Here is a 20,176-nt window from a genome sequence, read left to right as displayed (position 1 = left end):
CTTCGCTCACCGGCTCAGCGGGGTCCGCGCGACGAACTGCCGATCGTTGCGGTAGAGGTCCTCCGAGATACGTCCGTCATCGCGATGGAACACGGCCGAGACCGCGTACTCGTCGGACTTTTTGAACACGATGCCGGTCTCGTTCTCCGGGGTCGGTCCATAGGGAAGCGCGAATATCTCGACCTCAGCGTCGGAATAGGGCTCGCGCGTGCCCGCGAAGGGGTCTTCCTTGCCGGCGCCGAAGCCCTGGCGATAGGCGTGGCAGCGCCGGAGCGCCTCCTCGACGCGGGACCGGAACCGGCGGTCCTTCGCGGCATGGATGGTGTCCAGCAGGACCTTGTGCTCCTTCTCGTCGTGCAGGGGGCGACGGCGCCCCACGTCTGGTTGCAGGCGGTTTCGCATGAAGACCATGATGCGTGACAGATCCAGGTATCCGTCCAGCAGCTCGTCGTGGGCCAAGCCCCGCCGGCTTTCGCCGTAAGGCACGAAGTGACGGGTACCTATCCGGTCGAACTCCTCGAACATGGGGAGACGGGTGACGAGCGCCTGCTCGTCGGCCCGAAGCATCTCCGGGTTTCCCGCCGTCTCGCTTTCCCAATGCCATGCCTTCTCATAGGCTCGACGCATCAGGTCCGGATCGGAAGACATGATGAGGTTGGCCAACTCGCGGCGAAGCGTCCCGAGATAACGGATCTCGGCTTCAGCGAGGTTTCGGGCGATCTCTGAAAGCCCGGACTGCGGAGACCGTGCCTTCCGTCCGAACAATCCCACGATTCGCTCCCGCCATCCCGGCGCCCAGCCTAGCAGATGGCCACGCATGCGGGTTGGAGGGCGGCACAACCGAGGTCCTGAAGACGTCGTCCGCGGGCCGCCGGGCTCGGATCGGGACCTGCCTGCACCCCGACGCCCTCGCGATGTTATCCACAGGGGTCCACAGCCCCTTCGCTGGGGACGGTAAATTTCTGCGTCTCGTGAGCTCGGCCGTTTGGTGGAACCGCCGACACATGTTCATCTTTCGTTCCGTTAGATTCGGAGCGATCTCATGCAAGTCCACGGCGTCACGATTGGACTGCCCATCCCCGTCCCCATCCTGGCGCGGGCCGTCCGGGCCGGCTTCCCGAGCCCGGCGGACGACTTCATCGAGGACGAGATCGACCTGCAGCGGTTGCTGATCGCCAACCGCCCGGCGACCTTCCTGGTGCGGGTCGCCGGCGACAGCATGGTGCTGGCCAAGCTCTTCGACGGCGACATCGCCGTTGTCGACCGCTCGCTCAAGCCGCGCAACGGCGACGTGGTCGTCGTGGACGTCGATGGGGAGCGTTCGTTCAAGGTCTGGCGTCGGCAGGGACCCCGCGTGAGCCTGCACTTCGCCAATCCGCGCTTCCCCGAGTTCCAGCTCTCCCCCGACGCCGTGATCGAGGTCTGGGGCGTGGTCTCCGGTTCGGTGAACCCGAGGCGCCGCAGCGAATGAGCGATCGGGCCTACGCACTCTCGGACGGCAACAGCTTCTACTGCTCGTGCGAGCGGGTGTTCGACGTCCGGCTAGCCCGGGTGCCCGTGATCGTGCTGTCGAACAACGACGGCTGCGCGATCGCCCGGACCCCGGAGGCCAAGGCGCTCGGGATCGGCATGGGCGATCCCTGGTTCAAGATCCGCGACCTCTGCAAGGCCAAGGGCGTGCGGGTCTATTCCTCGAACTACGCCCTGTACGGCGACATGTCGGCCCGGGTGAACGCGGTCTACCGGGACTTCTCCCCCCGGATCGAGGTCTACTCGATCGACGAAAGTTTTCTGGACATCTCGGACGTGCGGGTGGCCGATCGGGTGACGCTCGCCCGCGACATGCGCGAGACGGTGCGGGCCTGGACGGGGATCCCGACCTGCGTCGGGATCGGCGCCACGAAGACCCTGGCCAAGCTCGCCAACCACGTCGCCAAGAGGAACCCTGAGCTCGGCGGGGTCTGCGACCTGACCGATCGGAAAGCCTACGACCACTGGATGGTCCGGATCCCGCCCGAGGACATCTGGGGCGTCGGCCCGGCGAACGCCCGCAAGCTCGGGGCGCTCGGCTGCGAGAGCGCCGCCGACGTTCGCGACCTCGACACCCGAGCGGTACGCAAGGCCATGACGGTGGTGGGCGAACGCCTGGTGCGGGAGCTGCGCGGCGAGGCCTGCCTCGACCTGGAGGAGGTCGCCGCGACCCGGAAGGGCTGCGCCGTGACGCGCAGCTTCTCCGACCGGGTCAAGGACCGCGCGACGATGGAGCAGGCGGTGGCCGCCCATGCGACCCGGCTCGGGGAGAAGCTCCGGCGGGAGGGGCTGGGGACAGACCACGTCACGGTCTTCTTCCACACCTCGGAGCACGACCGGACCTGGCCGCAACGGTCCGTCTCGACGGTAGTGACCCTGCCGGAATCGTCGAACGATAGCCTAGTGCTGGTGAAGGCCGCCCTTCACGGGGTCCGGAAGACCTGGCGGGACGGCTTTCGCTACTCGAAGTCCGGCGTGGTCACGACCGACCTCTTGCCCCTCCACGCCTCGCAGCGGGCGATGCCCGGCCTCGGCCAGCTCGACCGCGAGCAGGGCGCCGCCCTGATGGCGGCGCTCGACGCCTGCAATCGCCGCTTCGGGCGCGGGGCGGTCGTCCCGGCCGCGGCCGGGCTCGCGACCAAGCGCGCTTGGTCGACTAAGTTTGAGATGCGTTCGCCGCGCTACACGACCCGTCTCGATGAACTTCCGGTGATAGCGGCAGCCTGATCCCGCATCCCGCGCAGGCCTGCCCAGCGCAGCGTGTTGCAGCGCAACATAAGCCGGTCTCGCCGGTTGGATAGGCGCTACCCTCGCGTCGACGATCGGGGGACGGCGTCGGATCGACCGCCCGCCGGGCGGGGTCGCGGCGCTGCCTCCCCGAAGGTTTTCTCGATGCGCATCGCCCCTACCCTCGCGATCCTGATCCTGGCGCTGTCGCCGATGCCTGCGATGGCCTCGTCCTGCGCCGAACAGATCGCCACCATCGAGCGACGCCTCGACAGCGCCGGCGCCGTTCAGGTCACCGGCCTGCAGGAAGGCCACAGCCTCCGGACCGGTTCGCCCCGGGGCGTGTCCGCGGCTCGCCTCGACGCCCCGAGCGATCCCGCGACCGTCTCGACCGCGGGCCACGTCTCGGAGGCGCGCGCCCTCATCGTCCGGGCAGCAGACGAGGACCGGCGCGGGGACAAGCGCGGCTGCGAGAACACCATGACCGAGGCCAAGGGCATGATCGGCGCCCTGCCGTAGGCGGCTGCCACGAGCGTCGCCCGACGCGCCCCCTCCGGATACGGCACGAGGAACCTCGAAGATGATCGGTCCCGCGGAAATCGAGGACATGCGTCTGGACCTCCTGGCCAGCGACGAGCGGGCACGGCTCTACGATGCCGCGCTGGTGCCCCTGAACCGGCATTGGGCTTCGCGGGGCGCCGCATCGGTCGGCAACGTGACGCGGATCTGCGCCCTGGTCTTCGCCCCGGCGGCGGGCCGCCCTCTGGCAGACTGGAAGGCGGTCGTCTCCGAGGCCGTCGAGGAGGCCGGGTACGGCATCGTCTGGAACGGCGACGCGGTCGCCTCGCTCGAAACCCGAACATAGCTCGCCGACCGTCGCCGATCCCGCCCCCCCGAGGGACGGCGACCGCGGGCGACGTCGCGCGGCATGCCGTTCCATAGGGTCCGGCCGGCATCGACCCGCGCGGAACACCGGAGCCATCGGGCGCGCGTCACGGACCGCGTACGACGGCTGCGGCGACACGTCCGTGCGGGAGGGGTGTCGCGGCTGCGACACCGGATGCCGGAGCTGCTACCGGCACCGGATGGCCGCCAAGCACTCCCGACACATCGCCCTCACCGAGCCGCTGATCGCCTACGCCGAGGCCCAGGTCGCCAAGGGCGAGTACACCTCGATCAGCGAGGTCGTCAGGACGGCGCTGCGCCTCCTGATCGAGCGGGAGGCGGCCAAGGTGCACCGTGGGGCCGCCAACGCCGAGGCCGTCCATGACCGCGCCTGAGGAGGCCGCCCGCGATCCGGAACGCCTCGCGGCCCTCGACGGCTACGGCATCCTCGACACGCAGGCCGAGCGGGGCTTCGACGACATCGTCCTGCTCGCCTCCCGGATCTGCGCGACCTCGGTGGCCCTGGTCAGCCTGGTGGCCGCCGACCGCCAGTGGTTCAAGGCCCGCGTCGGGTTCGACCCGTGCCAGACCCCGCTGTCGCAATCGGTCTGCGCGCATGCCCTCGCGCGACCGGGCCTGCTGGTGATCCCGGACCTGACAACCGACCCGCGGACCCGCGGCAACACCCTGGTCACCGGGGAGCCCCACCTGCGGTTCTATGCCGGCGCCCGCCTGGAGACCCCGGAGGGCGTCGCGCTCGGGACGCTGTGCGTGATCGACGGGAAGCCCCGGCCCGAGGGGTTGACCCCGGACCAGGCCGAGGCCCTTGAGGCGCTGGCCCGCCAGGTCATGGCGCAGATGGAGCTGCGCCGGTCGATGGCCGCCCGCGACGACGCCCTTCGCAGCGCCCGGGAGGCGGATACCCGGCATAGCCAGATCCTCGACAGCGCCATCGACTACGCGATGGTGACCATGGACCTCGACGGCCTCGTCACCGGCTGGAGCGCCGGGGCCGAGGCGATCCTCGGCTGGTCCGAGGCTGAGATGCGCGGCAAGCCGGCCCGTATCTTCTTCACCGACGAGGACGACGCCGCGGGCATCCCCGAGCGGGAAATAAAGGGCGCGCGCGAGGAAGGCCGCGGCAACGACGAGCGCTGGCACGTGCGCAAGGATGGCTCGCGCTTCTATGCGCTCGGCGAGATGATGCCGCTGCACGCCGACGACGGCGGGCACGTCGGCTACCTCAAGATCCTCCGGGACAGGACCGGCCAGCGCCTGGCGGCGGAGGCGCTGCAGCGGCAGACCGACCTGCTCCGGACCGTCACGGACCACGTCAGCGAGGCGGTGTTCCAACTCGACCTCGACGGAATCGTCACCTTCGCCAACCGGACCGCGCACGCCCTGCTGGGGTGGGGGGACGGGACCCTGGTCGGGCAGGACCTGCACGAGGCCGCCCACCACCACCATCCGGACGGGCGCCCGTTCCCCGCATCCGAATGCGGCTTCGTCGACGCGATCCGGGATGGATCGACCCTCCGGCAGCGCGACGCGACCTTCTTCCGCCAGGATGGCACGCCGGTCGAGGTGGTCTGCTCGAACGCCCCGGTCTTCGAGGGCGGCAACCTCATGGGGGCCGTCCTGACGGTCTCGGACGTCACCGGCCGCAGGCTCGACGAGCGACGCCTGCGTGAGATGAACGCCGAACTTGAGATGCGGGTCGTGGAACGGCATGCGGCCGAGGCGCGGCAGCGCTTCCTGCTCGCGCTCACCGACACGTTGCGCGAACAGGGCGGCCCGCGCGGCCGGATGCAGGCGGCGGTGGACGCCCTCGGGCGCCACATCGGCGCCAGCCGGGTCGGCTACGGCTTCGTCGGGGACGACGGCGTGTCCGTCACCCTCGGCACCGAGTACGTCGACGGCGTCGCGACGCTGGCCGACACCTACCCGCTCGACGCGTTCGGACCCGGCAACATCGCCAACCTCAAGGCGGGCCGCACGTCGGTCTATCCCGACGTCGAGGCGGATCCGGACACCACCGGCCTGGGGATGGGCGCCTTCGGCATCGCCGCCATCGTCGCCGTGCCCCAGGTCCACGAGGGACGCCTGCGCTCGGTCGTCTACGTCAACCAGCGCGAGCCGCGGGCCTGGACGGCCGACGAGGTCTCGCTGGTCGAGGAGGTCGCGGCCCGGATCTGGGACGCGGTCGAGCGCGTCCGCGCTCAGGGGGCGCTCCGGGCGTTGAACGAGACCCTGGCGGCCCAGGTCGCCGAGCGCACAAAGGAGCGCGACCGGATCTGGCAGGTGAGCCAGGACATGCTCGGCGTCGCCGACGCGGACGGTGTCTGGGTCAGCATCAACCCGGCCTGGCATTCGATCCTGGGGTGGGAGCGCCACGAGATCATCGGCAGGACCTCGGAGTGGCTCGAACACCCCGACGACCGCGAGAGGACGCGCGCCGAGGTCGCCCGGCTCGCCGCCGGCGGCCTGACGCTCGCCTTCGAGAACCGCTTCCGGGCGCGCGACGGGGGCTACCGCACGCTGTCGTGGACGGCCGTCCCGGTCGAGGGGATGCTGTACTGCGTCTCACGCGACGTCACCCGGGAAAAGGAGCGGACTGCCAGCCTGCTCCAGGCCGAGGAGGCCCTGCGGCAATCGCAGAAGCTGGAGGCCGTCGGGCAGCTGACGGGGGGCGTCGCGCATGATTTCAACAACCTGCTGACCGTGATCAAGTCGTCGACCGACCTGCTCAAGCGACCGGACCTCTCCGAGGAACGGCGGGGCAGGTACATCGGCGCGATCTCGGACACCGTCGACCGGGCGGCCAAGCTCACGGGCCAGCTCCTGGCCTTCGCCCGGCGCCAGGCGCTGCGGCCCGAGGTGTTCGACGTCGGCCGCGGCGTCAGGGCCATCGGCGAGATGGTCGGGACCCTCACCGGGGCCCGGATAACGGTGTCGATCCACGTCGGCGACGAGCCTTGCCACATCCGCGCCGACCCGAGCCAGTTCGACACCGCCCTCGTGAACATGGCGGTCAACGCCCGCGACGCGATGGACGGCGAGGGACGGCTCGACATCGCGGTCGACACCGTGGCGGTCGTCCCCGCGTTGCGCTCGCATCCCGCGCAGGTCGGCGACTTCGTCCGGATCGCGCTGTCAGATTCAGGCTTCGGCATCCCGGCCGATCTGATCGATAGGATCTTCGAGCCATTCTTCACGACCAAGGGCGTCGGGCAGGGGACGGGCCTCGGCCTCAGCCAGGTGTTCGGCTTCGCCAAGCAATCGGGCGGCGAGGTCCTAGTCGAGAGCGAGGTCGGGCACGGGACCACCTTCGCGCTCTATCTCCCGCGCGTCGTCGCGGACGCCGCAAGGGTCGACGAGGCCGTGGACGAGGACGCCGCCGTCGACGGCCGGGGCACCCACGTCCTGGTGGTCGAGGACAACCGGGACGTCGGCACCTTCTCGACCCAGACCCTCCAGGAACTCGGCTACGGCACGCACTGGGTCGGGAACGCCGCCGAGACCCTGGCGGCCCTGGCCGCCGAACCCGACACCTACGACGTGGTGTTCTCGGACGTGATCATGCCCGGCACGAACGGGGTCGAGCTCGGACGCGAGATCGGACGTCTGTACCCCGGCCTGCCGGTGGTTCTGACCAGCGGCTACAGCCACGTCCTCGCGCAGGAAAGCGACCACGGGTTCGAGCTCCTGCAGAAGCCCTACTCGGTCGAGGCGCTGTCCCGCATCCTGCGCCTGGCGGCCTCGAAACGGCGGCGCCGCAGGCCGGCGGCTGAATAGGACGTCCCACCGGCGTCACCAAAATGACCGACCGCCTTACCCAACCGCCTGAACTCGACCTCTGTCAGGGCTCCCCCCGCCTTGCCTCGTCCCGACCATGGGCCGGACGCCAGCATCGAGTTTCGAACTGGCGTCGCAGGTCCGCGATCCCCGGGCGGTCGCATCCATTCGACATGGAGGACGTTGCCCCTACCACGAGACGCGGCGGAAAACCGTGCTCCGGCCGTGAGTGGCCGGACGTGGGGAACGGAAGGAAACGCGATGCCCAGCCACATGTTCGACGAGACCAACATCACGTGGCGGACCCTGGACTGGCTCCCGCACATCGCCTTCTTCGTCTACAAGGTCGACGAGGAGAACCGCATCGTCGACGTCGTGTTCAAGTTCGCCGCGAACCAGCGCGTGATGCTGCATCGGCACAGGAGCCCCTACGTCACGCTCGTGATGCAGGGCGAACTCAGGTTCTATCGCGAGGACGGGTCCCTGAAGGAGATCCGTCCGACGGGCAGCTACGTCTCGGGCGTGGCGAACGGCGACCCGCATACGGAGGGGGGCGGCGACGAGGACGCCATCGTGTTCTTCAGCAACCGCAACATCGAGGATGCCCTCTACGAGTTCCTCGACGAGGCGGGCAATCCCGTCCAGGTCCTCGGCATCGCAGACTTCAAGGCGCAGCTCGACGAGCAGGTCGCGACGGGCACTTACGAGAAGGTCACCGCCAGGGCTGCGTGACCCTGCCGTGACGCCGGGAATGCCGGAAGCGTCCCCGGCGGCGCGCGCACGACGGGCGTGCGGCAGCCGAACGCGGTGCGGGCATCTCCTGGCCTCAGAGGCGCGTGGTGAGGACGGTGAGCCAGTCCGGCGAGGCGTTGACCAGCACGGTCTCCGCCGCCTTGTCGTAGCCGGTGGCGATCATGAGCCCGGTGGCCACGAGGATCAGTCCGAGGGCCGCCTTGAGCCCCTTGCCAAGCCCCATCATCCGGTCGCGCCAGCGCATCAGCACCTCGCGGGACAAGGTCCCGAGCAGGAGCAGCGGCAGCGCGGCGCCGAGACCGAACAGGATCATGGTCAGCGCCACCACGCCGAGGTCGCGTCCCTGGGAGGCGAGGAGCGAGGCCGCCCCGAGGGTCGGCCCGACGCAGGGGCTCCACACCGCCCCGAGCAGGACGCCGACGCCGAACTGGCCGGGCAGGCCGGCGGTGGAGAATCCGCCGAACCGGCTCTCGGTCCAGTTGCTCACCGGACCGGCGGCCACGGCCAGCCGCGTCTGGACGGATGGGACCATCAGGACCAGCCCGATCAGGATGAGCATGATGGCCGCGCCCGTCCGGAAGATGCCGGCGTCGAGGCCGATGGCGAAGCCGACGGTGGCCACGAACAGCCCGATCGCCACGAACGACAGGGCGAGGCCGGCGGCGAGCGCCGCCGGACCGAGCCTGTGCTCCGAGGCTGCCGCGCCGAGCACCAGCGGCAGCAAGGGCAGCACGCAGGGGGACAGCACCGAGAGGATGCCGGCGAGGAAGGCGAGGCCCAGGCTCGTGACCATGGCGGTTCAGATCGCCTTGTCGAGGAGCGAGGTGATCGCCTCGGGCTTGGTCTCGCCGGCCGAGCGCCCGGTCTCCTTGTCGCCCTTGTAGGTGATCAGCGTGCTCTGCATCGTCGCGCCGAACCGCTTCACCACGTCCTTGCGGCTGTCGAAGTCGACGTCGAACACCTGGAGGTCCTTGAACTTCGGGTCGGCTTCGAGCTTCGAAAGGATCGGCTTCTGCGCCGCGCAGGTGGTGCACCACGGGGCGGTGATGTGGACCAGGATCGGCTTGCCGGCCTTCTGGGCGGCCTCGAACGCCGTGGGGGTGTAGGCCATCTCGGCGGCGCCGGCGGCGGTGCCGAGCACCATGGGGGCGACGGCGAAGGCGGCGAGCAGGATGCGGCGGGTGGTCATGGATGCTGTTCCCGTGATGGATGGCTGGGGGTGGAAGTCGAGGCTCAGTTCGAGACCTGGGTGATCGCGCGGTCGACGTTCACGAGGGCCGACCAATCCCTGGCGCTGTCCTGGCCCTTGAGGGACACGAGGCGGGCGCCGCTGACGTCGACGTTCTTGAAGTCGGCGCCCGACACGGTCGCGCCGGTCAGGTTCGCGCCCGAAAGGTCGGAGCCCATCAGCACCACGTCGGTGAGGTCCGCGTCGGTGAGGTCGGCGTATTCCAGTCGCGAGCGACCGAGGTTCGCCCCCTTCAGGTTGGCGCCCTTGAGGTTCACCGAGACGAACACGGCCCGCATCAGGCCCATGGACTGGTTCTTGATGTCGGCGCCGCCCTTGAGGTCGACGAGGGTCGCCCCGGCCATGTTGGCGCCCTTGAAGTCGCCGATGGGCATCGACCGGCTGAGGTCGGCCCCGCTGAGGTTCGCGTCGCGGGCGGTGATGCCGAACATCTTGGCGCCGACGAGCTTGGCGCCGCTGAGATCGGCCTTGATGAACCAGGCCTGTTCGAGGTTCGCCCCGGTCAGGTCGGCGCCGCGCAGGTTGGCCTTGTTGAGGCGGGCGGTGCGCAGGTTGGCGCCCCTGAGGTTCAGGCCCGAAAGGTCGAGGCCGGCGAGCGCCTTGTCGGACAGGTCGATGGGCTTCCCGTCGGCCTTGGCGATCATCGCCTCGATGTCGGCCCGGGTCATCTCGGCCTTGGTCATCGCCGCGGAGCCCATGTCGGCGCCCAGGAGCAGGTCCTGTTCGGCGTGGGCCGGCAGGCTAAGGAGGACGGAAGCGAGCAGAAGGGGGACGAGGCGGCGCATGGTTTCTCCCGGTTTGTTTCGCCCCGGCCCGCGGAAGGCTTCTGCCTTCTCGCGACGATGCCCGAACGGATTTTTGTTCAGTGACGACAGTGGTATGGAAGGCAGTTCCAACCGTCTGTGACCCAGGTCACCGAGGGCTGCGGGTTCAGGAAAAATAACGCACCAACAGGGCCATGGTGGCATTCAACGACCACCAGTCCCCCGGGAGACGACCATGCGGAGCGCCCATCAGGTCGAGCGTTGGATCGAGCGCTTCCCGCTGGTCCGGGGCTTCACCGCCAACCACCTTCAGATCGCGCGCGGCACGGTGCATTTCCCGGTGCTGGAGGCGGGCGCGATTGCCTACGAGCTCCAGGACGCCTGCGCGAACTACCTGATGTGCATCGACGGACGGACCCGGGTGTTCCGGATGTCCGAGGGCGGTCGCGAGATGCTGATCTACAAGGTCGGCGCCGGCGGCACCTGCGTGCTCACCACCCAGTGCCTGTTGTCGGGCGGAGGTTTTCCGGCGCAGAGCGTCGCCGAGGCCCGAACCGAGTTGGCGGCCTTGCCGGCCGACACCTTCCGCCAGTTGATGCGGGAAAGCGACGCCTTCAGGGTTTTCGTCCTCGACGACTACACCAAGCTCCTGTCGGCGGTGTTCGACCTGGTGGAGGAGGTCGCCTTCGCGCCCCTGGAGCAGAGGCTCGCGAGGCGCCTGTTGGTCGAGGCCGACGCGGACGGCATCATCTGGAAGACCCACCAGCAACTGGCGTCCGACGTCGGGAGCGTGCGCGAGGTCGTCAGCCGCATGCTGGGGGAATGGGCCGACGCCGGGCTGGTCGAGGTCCGACGCGGGCAGGTGCAGGTCTTCGACCGGGCCGCCCTCGCCGCAGGGCAGCCGAACTGACTTGGAGGCGTCCATCGCCTCCTACCACCGACGTCCATGACGGCACGATGACGACGGCCCAGCTACGATCCACGCTCACCTGCCCGCATTGCGGTAGGCCGCGAACACCTCAAGCACGTCGCCTCGTCCGGTCGGTCTTCCTTCCTCGACCGTCGCCGCGGCGGGCCGTACCGTCTCGATCACGATGTTCCTTTGTGGAAGTCGCCTACGGTGGCGTCGTACGAAGAAGGGCAGGACACGCATCGGCGCATCCTGCCCTTGTATTCCAACTCGACGTCGGGACGTCCAGGACCCGACGAGCGGCCGACTGCATGCGATGGCCGCGGTGGTGACCCATCATGTGGCCGCGGCGATGGCCGTGGCGCATCATGCGGTGGCCGCGATGGTGACCGTGGACCGCCATGCGATGGCCGTGCATGCCGTCCCTCCGGACCTCGGCCACCGGGGTCGGGGGCATCGGCGGCGCCGATCATGCCGGGGGCGGCCGAGACGGGGGCGACCGAAGCGGCACCCAGGGTTGCCAGGATGGCGGCGGCGAAAAGGGACTTTCTCACGTCGTTGTCGGCGATGCGTCGAAAACGACGGCACCCGAGCCTTGGGAATGGCCCCGCTTCCAGGACCGTTCCGCGGGATGCGTTCTCCTCCCTCTCGCGTGCCTGACGGAACATTCGACTTCCGCTGCGCTGGTCGGCAGGCCCGGCTTTCGACCCAGCCGGCAATGACATCGAACGGCACTCATGCCGCCCTGGCCGGCCAACGGTGATGCAGGTCGTTGATGACGTAGGCGTGGGCGTGGGCGTGGCGCCGGTCCCCGTGAAGGTGCGGGTGCCCGGGTTCGAGGTCGGCATTGGCGTGCTCGATCACGTCCGGGTCGGCCGCCGGCCAAGCCCAGGCCGCCGCGGCGACGCCGGACATGGTGATGGCGCCGAGGACCGCTGGCGTCGACGGCATTCCCCCCCTTGGGCTTGCTGCCGTCCCCATCATCGCGGCTGCGATGTCGCTCCTCTCAGCCAGCGTGAACGATGTATCGCACCCAGATGCCTACCGGCCGCCTTCCGCCAGACCGGTCTTCTCGACCTGCCCACGACGCTGGAGCCAAAGGGCCACGATCCAGCAAAGCGCCGCCCAAGCGGATCCCACGCACCAACCCGCAAGCACGTCGGTGGCGTAATGCACCCCGAGGTAGACCCGGCTCAGCCCGACCACGACCGAGAGGAAGACCGCGCATCCCGTGAAGTACGCCTTCAGGCGAACGTTCGCGGCGACGCGCGTCATGAGCGCACCGAGCGTCAGGAAGGTCACCGCGGAAAGCATGGCATGGCTGCTGGGGAAGCTGGAGGAGAAGACCCGGATTCCGTCAGGGATGTCCGGTCGCGGCCGGCTGAATAATAGCTTCAGCCCAAAGCTGACGACCGTTCCTCCGAGGATCGAGCCCACCAGCAGGACGGCGGCCCCGCGCTTCCGGATCAGCAGCAGGTAGCCGACCACGCTCGCCAGAAGGAAGCAGAGCACGACCATGCTGCCCAACGCGGTCACGTCGCGGGCCATCTCTTGAAGCCAGGCCGGGCCTATCGCATCCGTGGCGCCGACGGGGTGGAAGAAGCGGGCGATGCGGGTGTCGAAGGCCGACGTGTCGCCCTCCATGACTTCCTCGGCGAGCATGCCAAAGCCGAGGATGAGGGCGGCCACGCAGAACAGCGACGCGACGAGGCCTATCTCCCTCCTGCCGAGACGCGCGACGTCGGCCGCTTGGGCGTGAGGTGCGACTTGGTTCATCGGTCCTGGTTCCTGGTGGAAGGGGGTCGCATCGTTCTATGTGGCACGGCGGCGATGCCGGGGTGCGGCGACCCCGTTCCGTCACCGGGCGCGCAGAACCCACCGAGGGCGAGGGCAAGCCCGACGCGCGGCACCGGACGGCCGCGATGAGGGCGCTCCCGCATGCCATGCGGATCGGGGCCGGACCCTCCGTTCGTCGCGTCAACCGCCGCCGCCCCGTCGCACCTCGTCGTTCGCGTGTCGGCGATGCATCGCGATGCAGGGTCGCGGCGCCGGTTATCAGGACGCGGTCGCGCCAGACCCTGGATGCCGTCCGGCCCTCTGGGGCAGCAGGACGATGAGGGCGACGATGAAGGCCGCGATGACGGCGGAGGCGAGTGGCCGGCTCAGGTCCAGTCCCCCGGCGGCGGCCGGCTTGTCGAGGAAGTCGCCCACCATGGCACCGAGCGGCCGCGTCAGGATGAAGGCCGCCCAGAACAGCGCGACACGCGAAGCCGAGGTCCGGTAGTACAGCACGATGACGACCGCGAGGGCGGCGGCGAACACGAGGGCCCCGCCCTGGTAGCCGAGCCCACCAGTGTCCGCGAGCCAATCGCCGAGCGCCGTCCCCAGCGTCTGGGAGAACGTGATGGCTCCCCAGTAGAACGCCTCGACCCGGGGGGTCGAGACCGTGTCCACCGACACGGTGCCCTCCGACCTGTACCAGAGCCAGAGCACCGTCGCGAGGCAGGCGAGGAGCAGGGCCGAACCGCCAGTGTATCCGATGCCGAGCGAACGGTCGGCGAGATCCGCCATGGTGGTGCCGAAGGTGGTCGATGCGACGATGGTTGACCAGTAGAGGACCGGGTTGAACCGCTTCGCCATGACCTGGGCGACCACGAGGCCGAGCAGCAACGCTGCGAACAGGACGGTGCCGGCGAGGTAGCCCCAGTCGAATGTCATGGTGACGGTATCGCCGCCGGTCTCGCCGAGCGTGGTGGCCAGGATCTTGATGATCCAGAAGCCGAGAGTTACCTCCGGGACCTTGCTCAAGGTGCGTTCGAGGGTGTCGTTCATCGGGCTGTATCCTGCGGATGGAGGGAAACCTCAGGCGGCATCGACGCCGACCACATGGCGGCCAGCACGCTGCGGGATGAGGAGCACGAGTGCGACCATGGCGAGCGCCAACACCCCGGAGATCGTGATGTCGTTCATGCCCAGGCCGCCCGATGCCGCGGGCTTGTCGAGCGAGTTGGCAAGGGTGGCGCCGAGTGGCCGCGTCAGGATGAAGGCGGTCCAGAACAGCAGCGGCCGGGATACGCGCGTCCGGAGATGGATGGCCGTCACGACGGCGAGCGCGAGGACGATGAGGAGCGCACTGCCGTTGTACCCAAGGCCCGTGCCGTCGGCCATCCAATCGCCCAGCGCGGTGCCGAGCGTCTGCGAGAACATGATCGTGGCCCAGTAGAACCCTTCGGCCCGCGGGGTTCGCACCGACTCCACGGCAACAGTGCCGAGGGTACGCTTCCAGAGCAGGAGGGTCGCGACGACCGATGCGAGGAGGATCAGCGATCCGCCGAGATAGCCGATGCCGAGGGAGCGGTCGCAGAAGTCCGCGAGCGTCGTGCCCGCGAGCGTCGTCGCGGTGATGACGGCCCAGTACAGGATGGGATGGAAGCGGGATGCCCGGATCTGCGCGGCGAGCAGCACGGCGAGCAAGGTCCCGAAGATCGCCGTACCCGCGAGATAACCCAGGCCGAGCGTCAGGGCGACGGCGTTGCCGCCGACCTCTCCCAGCGTGGTCGCCACGATCTTGATCGCCCAGAACCCGGCGGTGGCTTCCGGCACCTTGCCGGGTTCCATAGGGGCGGGTCGCTCTGTGCTTTGCATTGGCAATGCCTTGTGTGGGGCCGGGGGCGGTTCAGGCGGCCTGCATTCGGTCGAAGACCGCGAGGAGCTCGTCGACCGCACGATGGCAGGCGGCCGGCTCGGGGGGCGACGCCCGCAGCGCTTCGAGGGCGCCGTCGATGGCTTTGTCCACGATGTGCCAATCGGCGGCGGCGCGCGGCTTCAGGCCGGCCTCGGCCCCGTCCCAGGACAATTCGAGGTCCTTGATGCGCGCCTTCGCGGCCGGAAGGTCGCCCCGGTCGGCAAGAGCCTTTACATCGACGACGATCGTCCGGAATTTGGAGAGGTCGCCGAGACTCGACCGGGAAAAGGTCGACGGTGCCGCACCGGCGCTGTCCTGCACCGCCAGCAGGACGAGGGGTGCGGCGGTACCCCCGATGATCACGGCGACCACCGCGGCGAGGATTACGGTTCTCATGGTCTTCGCTCCGGCTCGTGCGGTGTCAGGTCAGGGGGGAAGAAGGGGCGGTCGGACCGCGTGGCGGGAGAAACTCAGGCCCCGCGCCGTCCCTCGGGCTCGCGAGTCGGTGGGACCAGGCTCAGGGTGGCCACGAGGGCGACGATGACTGCGAGGAAGACGAGGCTGGTTTGGGCCGTGCCGAACCCGAGCCCTCCGTACTCCCGGGCCTGCGAGAGAAGATCGCCCAAGGACGCGCCGAGAGGCCGCGTGACGATGTAGGCGAGCCAGAAGGTCAAGACCGGGTTCGCGCCGACGCCCCGGGCGAGCGCAAGGGCGGCCAGGACCGTGCCGAAGATGAGGACGCCGAGATTGAACCCGAGGCCGAGCGCTTCCGTGGCGAGGTCGCCCGCCGCCGTGCCGAGCGCGAAGGTCAGGAGGATGGCGAGCCAGTAGAACCCCTCGCGCCTGCGGGTGACGATGGCATGGATCGAGAGGGTCCCCTCGGTCGCGAACCAGGCGGCGAACACCGCCGCCAGGGCGCATGCGAACACGCCCGTGCTCACGAAGAGGCTGACGCCGAGCTTGTCCGTCAGGATGTCGGTGACCTGCGTGCCGACCACGCTGACGAGCACCACCGTCAGCCAGTAGATCCAGGGCACGTAGCGCCGCTGACGCATCTGCAGGGCGAGGGCCCCGGCGAGGAGGACGGCCGTGATCGCGGTCGTGGTCGCCGCGCCGAGGCCCGCGTTGACGGCGAGATGGTCCGCGCCGGTCTCGCCGACCGTCGTCGAGAGGAGCTTGATGGCCCAGAAGGCCGCGGTGACCTCCGGGACCTTGTTCAGGACCTGGCCCCGTATCCCGCTCATTCCCGTCTCCCGTCCTCATCGTCCGGGGTGCGTGATAGCCGGCCAGAATGAGGGCAGAATGAGCGTTGGCCCGGGGCAGCGCGGGGAAGTCCTCAGGCCCGCGGACGGACCTGCGCGAGCACACCTCGCCCGTCGCGACGGTTCTCGATCGTGAGGCTCAAGCCGTTTCGCTCCGCGGCACGGCGGGCGATGGCGAGCCCGAGGCCGGTTCCCTCGATTCCCAGCGGCGCGGCCCGGAAGAAGCGGTCGAAGAGGCGCGATGCGCTGCCCGGCGGCAGGCCGCAGCCGGTATCGCGCTCCGTGCCGCCGGCCTCGCCGTCCTGGAGCCCGAGCGTCACGTCGACCTGTCCTCCCGCCGGGGTGTAGCGCAGGGCGTTGTCGATAAGGTTGCCGAAAAGGGTCGTGAGCTCGTCCTCGACGGCGAGGATACGCGCAGGCGCCGTGATCTCCACGCCGAGATCGACATCCTTGCCTTGCGCGACCACGACATGGTCGGCGACGCAGTCCAGCAGCACCTGTCCGAGGTCCACGGCCTCACGACTATCCGCCATGTCGTCGTCGAGGCGGGCGAGGCGGAGCAGCTGATCCACCAATCGGCTCGCGCGAGCGATCCCCTCCGCGAGCGCCATGCGTCGGTCGTCCTGCCCCCCGTCGAGGGCGCCTAGCTGGATCTGCATCGCGGCGAGCGGCGTGCGCAGCTCGTGCGCCGCGTCGGCGACGAACCGCTTCCGGGCGTCGAGCGCGGCCTGCAGGCGCAGGATCAGGCCGTTCATGGCCTCGACCAGCGGCGCGACCTCCGCCGGGACGCCGAGAGCGGGAAGCGGGCCGTTCGCCGTTGCGCCCCGTCCCGCCAGATCCTGCACCAGATGGTCGAGCCGCCCGAGGACCCGGTCCATCGCCCATCCGACGACGATCCACGACAGCGGGATCAGGAGCAGCAAGGGGGCCAACGCCCCGAGCGCCGCGTGCCGCGCGAATTCGGTCCTGAGCACCTCGCGCTGCGCGACACGGACCATCGTCGTGCCGTTGGCAGTCGCGTAGGTGCGCCAGGTTTCCCCGCCCATGACGACGTCGGCGTAGCCGGTGCGCTCGGGCCGGTTCACGTCGACGCCGCGGTCGCTGCGCAGGAGCTGCCCATCCCTCCATATCGTGACGGCGAGCTGGTCCTCCGGATCCTGGTCGGCGGCCGGTGGGGCGTCCGCATCGGCGTCCGGTAGCCCGGGACCGGCGTTGAGGGCGACCTGCCGCAACTGCCCGTCGAGGAAGTCGGCCGCTTCGCCCCGTGCAAGGACATAGGCCGTGAGCATGGCAGCGAGGCCGATGCCGGCGAGGAGGGTGGTCATCCACCCGAGCGCGGTCCGGCGCAGGGAGACGGCCCTCATGACTTGGGCACCATCCAGCCGGCGCCACGGACGTTGAGGACGGCGCCCTTGCCGACTTTGCGGCGGATCGTGAGGATGATGGCGTCGATGGCGTTGCTTTCGACCTCCTCGCCCCATCCGTAGATGCGTTCCTCGATCTGGCCTCGCGACAGGATGCGGCCCGGGCGCTCCATCAGGGCATGCATGAGGGCGTACTCGCGGGCGGAGAGCACCGCGACGGTTCCGGCGTGGGACAGGGCGTGGGTCTCGGTATCGAGCTCGGTGTCGGCGGCGACGAGCCGGGCGCTCGCCCGGCCCGCCCGGCGCCGGAGGATGGCCCGCATACGCGCCAGCAACTCGCGCATCTCGAACGGCTTCACCAAGTAGTCGTCCGCGCCGAGGTCAAGGCCGGCGATGCGGCTGTCGAGGCCATCCCGAGCCGTGACGATGAGCACTGGCGTGTCGATGCCCGCCGCCCGGACGGACCGGAGGACCCGGAGGCCGTCCCCGCCCGGCAAGCCGAGGTCGAGCAGGACGAGTGCATGGCCGCCGTTGCGCAGGGCGGTCTCGGCCGCCTTGCCGTCGCGAACCCAATCGACGGAATAGCCTTCCGCCGCGAGGCCGTGCGAAAGCCCTTCGCCGATCATCCGGTCGTCCTCGATCAACAGCACGCGCATCGTTCGGTCCGGTCGGCTTCCCTGCGAGCCTTCGTCATGAATGGAACGAAGACGCTTCCCTCCCTGGGGCTTCAGCCCCGATAGGCCACGAGCACCGCCCCGGCGGCGATGAACGCGACGCCGAGCCAGTTCGGTGCTGACAGCCGTTCGCCGAGGAAGATAACCCCGAAAATGGCCACCAGCACGACGCTGAGCTTGTCGACCGGCGCCACGCGGCTGGCCTCGCCGAGTTTGAGGGCGCGGAAGTAGCAGATCCATGATCCCCCGGTCGCAAGGCCGGATAGGACCAGGAACAGGTAGGTCATGGCGGAGACCGATCCTACCGGCTGCCACTGGCCGGTGCCCACCAGGATCGCGCCGAGCGCGCAGAGTATGACGACCGTGCGGATGAAGGTGGCGAAATCGGAATTGACGTTCTCGACGCCGACCTTGGCGAAGATCGCGGTCAGCGCCGCGAAGGCGGCCGAAAGCAGGGCCCACAGCTGCCAGGATCCCAGAAGCGACTTCATGTCATGTTTCCTTCGAGGATGACCGGCCGTGGTTACGCCATGAAGGCGCTCCGATAGGCTGCCGGGTGATCGATGTCCGGTACGCCCACTCTCGATGAACGCCGGATGGGCGTCGTGTTGAACGTCGCTTCGCCGGATGCATCCCCGTCCGACGGGACCATGGCACGGGACCCGAATGGACCGGCGCACTGGCGTCGCGATGGGCGACGGCATCGAAGCTCTGTCCCTTCCATCCCTCGATGGGCGGTTCTCAGCCTAACTTGGCCGGCCATTGCCGGTGCAAGTCGTCGATGACGAAGGCGTGCGCATGCCGACCGTGGCCGGCCCCATGCACATGGGGATGGGACGGATCGAGGTCTCCGTGGGCATGCGCGACGACGTCCGGATCGGAGGCGGGCCAGAGCAGGGCCGCCGCCGCGACGCTCGCGACGGTCAGGACGCCGAGCGCCGCCAGGGTCGCAGGCATCCCCGCGGCGGCGCCGAGCCAGCCCGCCAGCGGGTATGTCACCAGCCACGCCGCGTGGGATAGGGCGAACTGCGCGGCGAACACCGCCGGGCGGTCCTGGGGGCTCGCCGAGCGGCGTAACAGGCGTCCCGTCGGGGTCTGGGCCGCTGAGTAACCGATCCCGAGGGCGAGCCAGGTCCCGAGCAGCACGGGCCAGCCGATGGCCCCGCCCCGGGTCAGGATCGCAACCCCGACGAGGACGATGCCGAGGAAGGCCGCCGACGGCAGCATGACCCCGCGGTCGGAGAGGCGGTCGAGCACCCGCGGCAGGACCAGGGCTGCCGTCATCGAGCCTGCTCCGAAGCACCCGAGGGCGATGGCGACGTCGTCCTGGGGGCGTCCGAGAAGGGCCTGGACGATCACCACGGTGTTGACGATGACCATGGCCCCGGCCGCGGCGACCGCGAGGTTCAGGGCAAGCAACCCGCGCAAACGTGGCGTCGCCAGGTAGATCCGCAGGCCGCGTGTCGTCCGGTCGTAGACGCCGCCTTGCCGGTCGACCGGTCGGGCCGCGGGCAGGGTCACGGAGACAACGAGCGCCGCCGATCCCAGGAAACCGGCGACGGTGCCGCCGAACAGGGCGTTGTAGGGCACGACGGTCAGGAGCAGGGCCGCCAGGGTCGGGCTGAGCAGGTTCTCCAGGTCGTAGGCGAGGCGCGAGAGCGACAGGGCCCCGGTGTAGTCCCGCTCGTCCGGCATGATGTCGGGGATCGTGGCCTGGAAGGTCGGGGTGAAGGCCGCCGAGCATGACTGGAGCACGAAGACGAGGACGTAGACCTGCCAGACCTGGTCGACGAAGGGCAGGAGCAGCGCGATGCGGGCCCGGACGAGGTCGGTGGCCACCAGGAACGCGCGGCGGGGCAGCCGGCCGGTGAGGGCCTGGGCGACGGGGGCGACGAGCACGTAGGCCACCATCTTGATGGCGAGCGCGGTCCCCAGCACCGTCCCGGCCCGGTCCCCGGCGATCCGGAACGCCAGCAGGCCGAGGGCGACCGTGAGCAGGCCGGTCCCGATCAGCGCGATGACCTGGGCCGCGAACAGGTGCCGATAGGTGCGGTGGGCGAGGACGCTCAGCATCGGGC

The 20,176-nt window shown here is 69.6% G+C and carries 22 protein-coding genes; 8 read left to right on the top strand and 14 right to left on the bottom strand.

The features are described from left to right. Positions 1–6 precede the first annotated feature (6 nt). The gene (locus tag AO398_RS00340; protein WP_152997357.1) at positions 7–567 is read right to left on the bottom strand and encodes a hypothetical protein; all 561 of its coding nucleotides are present in this window, start codon (positions 565–567) and stop codon (positions 7–9) included. A gap of 475 nt (positions 568–1,042) precedes the next feature. Between AO398_RS00340 and umuD the strand changes: the two genes are divergently transcribed. From umuD to AO398_RS00305, 7 genes are all read left to right on the top strand, one after another. Next, positions 1,043–1,471, top strand: coding sequence for a translesion error-prone DNA polymerase V autoproteolytic subunit (gene umuD, locus AO398_RS00335; protein WP_058190029.1), 429 nt, complete (start codon positions 1,043–1,045; stop codon positions 1,469–1,471). Continuing rightward, complete coding sequence (locus AO398_RS00330) at positions 1,468–2,757, top strand: Y-family DNA polymerase (protein ID WP_058190028.1); 1,290 nt, start codon at positions 1,468–1,470, stop codon at positions 2,755–2,757. Before umuD ends, AO398_RS00330 begins: the two co-directional genes overlap by 4 nt. Positions 2,758–2,922: 165 nt before the next feature. Then, a complete protein-coding gene (locus tag AO398_RS00325; protein ID WP_058190027.1) occupies positions 2,923–3,276 on the top strand; it encodes a hypothetical protein in 354 nt (117 codons plus the stop codon). 61 nt (positions 3,277–3,337) lie between these two features. Then, positions 3,338–3,622, top strand: coding sequence for a hypothetical protein (locus AO398_RS00320; protein WP_058190026.1), 285 nt, complete (start codon positions 3,338–3,340; stop codon positions 3,620–3,622). Positions 3,623–3,842: 220 nt separating this feature from the next. Continuing rightward, a complete protein-coding gene (locus tag AO398_RS00315) occupies positions 3,843–4,037 on the top strand; it encodes a type II toxin-antitoxin system ParD family antitoxin (RefSeq protein WP_058190025.1) in 195 nt (64 codons plus the stop codon). Continuing rightward, positions 4,024–7,437, top strand: coding sequence for a PAS domain S-box protein (locus tag AO398_RS00310; protein WP_058190024.1), 3,414 nt, complete (start codon positions 4,024–4,026; stop codon positions 7,435–7,437). Before AO398_RS00315 ends, AO398_RS00310 begins: the two co-directional genes overlap by 14 nt. Before the next feature lie 261 nt (positions 7,438–7,698). Beyond that, entirely contained in the window at positions 7,699–8,169 is a 471-nt protein-coding gene (locus AO398_RS00305; protein WP_058190023.1) for a hypothetical protein, read from the top strand. Between the two features lie 94 nt (positions 8,170–8,263). Here the strand turns inward: AO398_RS00305 and AO398_RS00300 are convergent, their stop codons facing one another. The 3 genes from AO398_RS00300 to AO398_RS00290 are packed head-to-tail and all read right to left on the bottom strand — an operon-like array spanning position 8,264 to position 10,224. After that, positions 8,264–8,983: a cytochrome c biogenesis protein CcdA gene (locus AO398_RS00300; RefSeq protein WP_058190022.1), complete on the bottom strand. Its 720-nt coding sequence runs from the start codon at positions 8,981–8,983 to the stop codon at positions 8,264–8,266. 6 nt (positions 8,984–8,989) lie between these two features. After that, positions 8,990–9,379 carry a thioredoxin family protein gene (locus AO398_RS00295; RefSeq protein WP_058190021.1) on the bottom strand — a complete coding sequence of 130 codons (390 nt, stop codon included), beginning with the start codon at positions 9,377–9,379 and terminating at the stop codon, positions 8,990–8,992. Positions 9,380–9,423: 44 nt separating this feature from the next. Next, positions 9,424–10,224: a pentapeptide repeat-containing protein gene (locus AO398_RS00290; RefSeq protein WP_058190020.1), complete on the bottom strand. Its 801-nt coding sequence runs from the start codon at positions 10,222–10,224 to the stop codon at positions 9,424–9,426. A gap of 214 nt (positions 10,225–10,438) precedes the next feature. Here AO398_RS00290 and AO398_RS00285 point away from each other — a divergent pair, with 214 nt between their 5' ends. Beyond that, positions 10,439–11,113 (top strand): Crp/Fnr family transcriptional regulator, encoded by a 675-nt coding sequence (locus AO398_RS00285; RefSeq protein ID WP_058190019.1) that lies wholly within the window; start codon positions 10,439–10,441, stop codon positions 11,111–11,113. A gap of 735 nt (positions 11,114–11,848) precedes the next feature. Here AO398_RS00285 and AO398_RS00280 read toward each other — a convergent pair. The 10 genes from AO398_RS00280 to AO398_RS00235 all read right to left on the bottom strand — a co-directional run bounded on the left by AO398_RS00280 (position 11,849) and on the right by AO398_RS00235 (position 20,171). After that, the gene (locus AO398_RS00280) at positions 11,849–12,064 is read right to left on the bottom strand and encodes a hypothetical protein (RefSeq protein ID WP_058190018.1); all 216 of its coding nucleotides are present in this window, start codon (positions 12,062–12,064) and stop codon (positions 11,849–11,851) included. Between the two features lie 90 nt (positions 12,065–12,154). Continuing rightward, on the bottom strand, positions 12,155–12,889 hold the full coding sequence (locus AO398_RS00275; protein WP_058190017.1) for a phosphatase PAP2 family protein: 735 nt from the start codon (positions 12,887–12,889) through the stop codon (positions 12,155–12,157). 279 nt (positions 12,890–13,168) lie between these two features. Beyond that, the gene (locus tag AO398_RS00270) at positions 13,169–13,945 is read right to left on the bottom strand and encodes a hypothetical protein (protein ID WP_058190016.1); all 777 of its coding nucleotides are present in this window, start codon (positions 13,943–13,945) and stop codon (positions 13,169–13,171) included. 30 nt (positions 13,946–13,975) lie between these two features. Next, the gene (locus AO398_RS00265; RefSeq protein WP_152997356.1) at positions 13,976–14,731 is read right to left on the bottom strand and encodes a hypothetical protein; all 756 of its coding nucleotides are present in this window, start codon (positions 14,729–14,731) and stop codon (positions 13,976–13,978) included. A 58-nt stretch (positions 14,732–14,789) separates the two neighbouring features. Continuing rightward, a complete protein-coding gene (locus AO398_RS00260; protein ID WP_058190014.1) occupies positions 14,790–15,194 on the bottom strand; it encodes a hypothetical protein in 405 nt (134 codons plus the stop codon). Positions 15,195–15,268: 74 nt separating this feature from the next. Then, positions 15,269–16,042 carry a hypothetical protein gene (locus tag AO398_RS00255; protein ID WP_058190013.1) on the bottom strand — a complete coding sequence of 258 codons (774 nt, stop codon included), beginning with the start codon at positions 16,040–16,042 and terminating at the stop codon, positions 15,269–15,271. A 92-nt stretch (positions 16,043–16,134) separates the two neighbouring features. Next, positions 16,135–17,424, bottom strand: coding sequence for an ATP-binding protein (locus AO398_RS00250; protein WP_058190012.1), 1,290 nt, complete (start codon positions 17,422–17,424; stop codon positions 16,135–16,137). Beyond that, positions 17,421–18,080, bottom strand: coding sequence for a response regulator transcription factor (locus AO398_RS00245; protein WP_058190011.1), 660 nt, complete (start codon positions 18,078–18,080; stop codon positions 17,421–17,423). Before AO398_RS00245 ends, AO398_RS00250 begins: the two co-directional genes overlap by 4 nt. 71 nt (positions 18,081–18,151) lie before the next feature. Beyond that, positions 18,152–18,589, bottom strand: coding sequence for an EamA family transporter (locus tag AO398_RS00240; protein ID WP_058190010.1), 438 nt, complete (start codon positions 18,587–18,589; stop codon positions 18,152–18,154). A 250-nt stretch (positions 18,590–18,839) separates the two neighbouring features. Then, positions 18,840–20,171: an MFS transporter gene (locus AO398_RS00235; RefSeq protein WP_058190009.1), complete on the bottom strand. Its 1,332-nt coding sequence runs from the start codon at positions 20,169–20,171 to the stop codon at positions 18,840–18,842. Between the last annotated feature and the right edge of the window lie 5 nt (positions 20,172–20,176).

The organism is Methylobacterium sp. GXS13, assembly GCF_001455965.1.
GTDB lineage: Bacteria > Pseudomonadota > Alphaproteobacteria > Rhizobiales > Beijerinckiaceae > Methylobacterium.
Note: the sequence above shows the minus strand (reverse complement) of the source record. Positions and strands in the feature narration are given on the sequence as shown.

Excerpts from the sequence above, each read along its gene's own strand:
- AO398_RS00340 (WP_152997357.1), bottom strand. The coding sequence starts at position 567 with ATGCTTCGGGCCGACGAGCAGGCGCTCGTCACCCGTCTCCCCATGTTC.
- umuD (WP_058190029.1), top strand. The coding sequence starts at position 1,043 with ATGCAAGTCCACGGCGTCACGATTGGACTGCCCATCCCCGTCCCCATC.
- AO398_RS00330 (WP_058190028.1), top strand. The coding sequence starts at position 1,468 with ATGAGCGATCGGGCCTACGCACTCTCGGACGGCAACAGCTTCTACTGC.
- AO398_RS00325 (WP_058190027.1), top strand. The coding sequence starts at position 2,923 with ATGCGCATCGCCCCTACCCTCGCGATCCTGATCCTGGCGCTGTCGCCG.
- AO398_RS00320 (WP_058190026.1), top strand. The coding sequence starts at position 3,338 with ATGATCGGTCCCGCGGAAATCGAGGACATGCGTCTGGACCTCCTGGCC.
- AO398_RS00315 (WP_058190025.1), top strand. The coding sequence starts at position 3,843 with ATGGCCGCCAAGCACTCCCGACACATCGCCCTCACCGAGCCGCTGATC.
- AO398_RS00310 (WP_058190024.1), top strand. The coding sequence starts at position 4,024 with ATGACCGCGCCTGAGGAGGCCGCCCGCGATCCGGAACGCCTCGCGGCC.
- AO398_RS00305 (WP_058190023.1), top strand. The coding sequence starts at position 7,699 with ATGCCCAGCCACATGTTCGACGAGACCAACATCACGTGGCGGACCCTG.
- AO398_RS00300 (WP_058190022.1), bottom strand. The coding sequence starts at position 8,983 with ATGGTCACGAGCCTGGGCCTCGCCTTCCTCGCCGGCATCCTCTCGGTG.
- AO398_RS00295 (WP_058190021.1), bottom strand. The coding sequence starts at position 9,379 with ATGACCACCCGCCGCATCCTGCTCGCCGCCTTCGCCGTCGCCCCCATG.
- AO398_RS00290 (WP_058190020.1), bottom strand. The coding sequence starts at position 10,224 with ATGCGCCGCCTCGTCCCCCTTCTGCTCGCTTCCGTCCTCCTTAGCCTG.
- AO398_RS00285 (WP_058190019.1), top strand. The coding sequence starts at position 10,439 with ATGCGGAGCGCCCATCAGGTCGAGCGTTGGATCGAGCGCTTCCCGCTG.
- AO398_RS00280 (WP_058190018.1), bottom strand. The coding sequence starts at position 12,064 with ATGCCGTCGACGCCAGCGGTCCTCGGCGCCATCACCATGTCCGGCGTC.
- AO398_RS00275 (WP_058190017.1), bottom strand. The coding sequence starts at position 12,889 with ATGAACCAAGTCGCACCTCACGCCCAAGCGGCCGACGTCGCGCGTCTC.
- AO398_RS00270 (WP_058190016.1), bottom strand. The coding sequence starts at position 13,945 with ATGAACGACACCCTCGAACGCACCTTGAGCAAGGTCCCGGAGGTAACT.
- AO398_RS00265 (WP_152997356.1), bottom strand. The coding sequence starts at position 14,731 with ATGGAACCCGGCAAGGTGCCGGAAGCCACCGCCGGGTTCTGGGCGATC.
- AO398_RS00260 (WP_058190014.1), bottom strand. The coding sequence starts at position 15,194 with ATGAGAACCGTAATCCTCGCCGCGGTGGTCGCCGTGATCATCGGGGGT.
- AO398_RS00255 (WP_058190013.1), bottom strand. The coding sequence starts at position 16,042 with ATGAGCGGGATACGGGGCCAGGTCCTGAACAAGGTCCCGGAGGTCACC.
- AO398_RS00250 (WP_058190012.1), bottom strand. The coding sequence starts at position 17,424 with ATGAGGGCCGTCTCCCTGCGCCGGACCGCGCTCGGGTGGATGACCACC.
- AO398_RS00245 (WP_058190011.1), bottom strand. The coding sequence starts at position 18,080 with ATGCGCGTGCTGTTGATCGAGGACGACCGGATGATCGGCGAAGGGCTT.
- AO398_RS00240 (WP_058190010.1), bottom strand. The coding sequence starts at position 18,589 with ATGAAGTCGCTTCTGGGATCCTGGCAGCTGTGGGCCCTGCTTTCGGCC.
- AO398_RS00235 (WP_058190009.1), bottom strand. The coding sequence starts at position 20,171 with ATGCTGAGCGTCCTCGCCCACCGCACCTATCGGCACCTGTTCGCGGCC.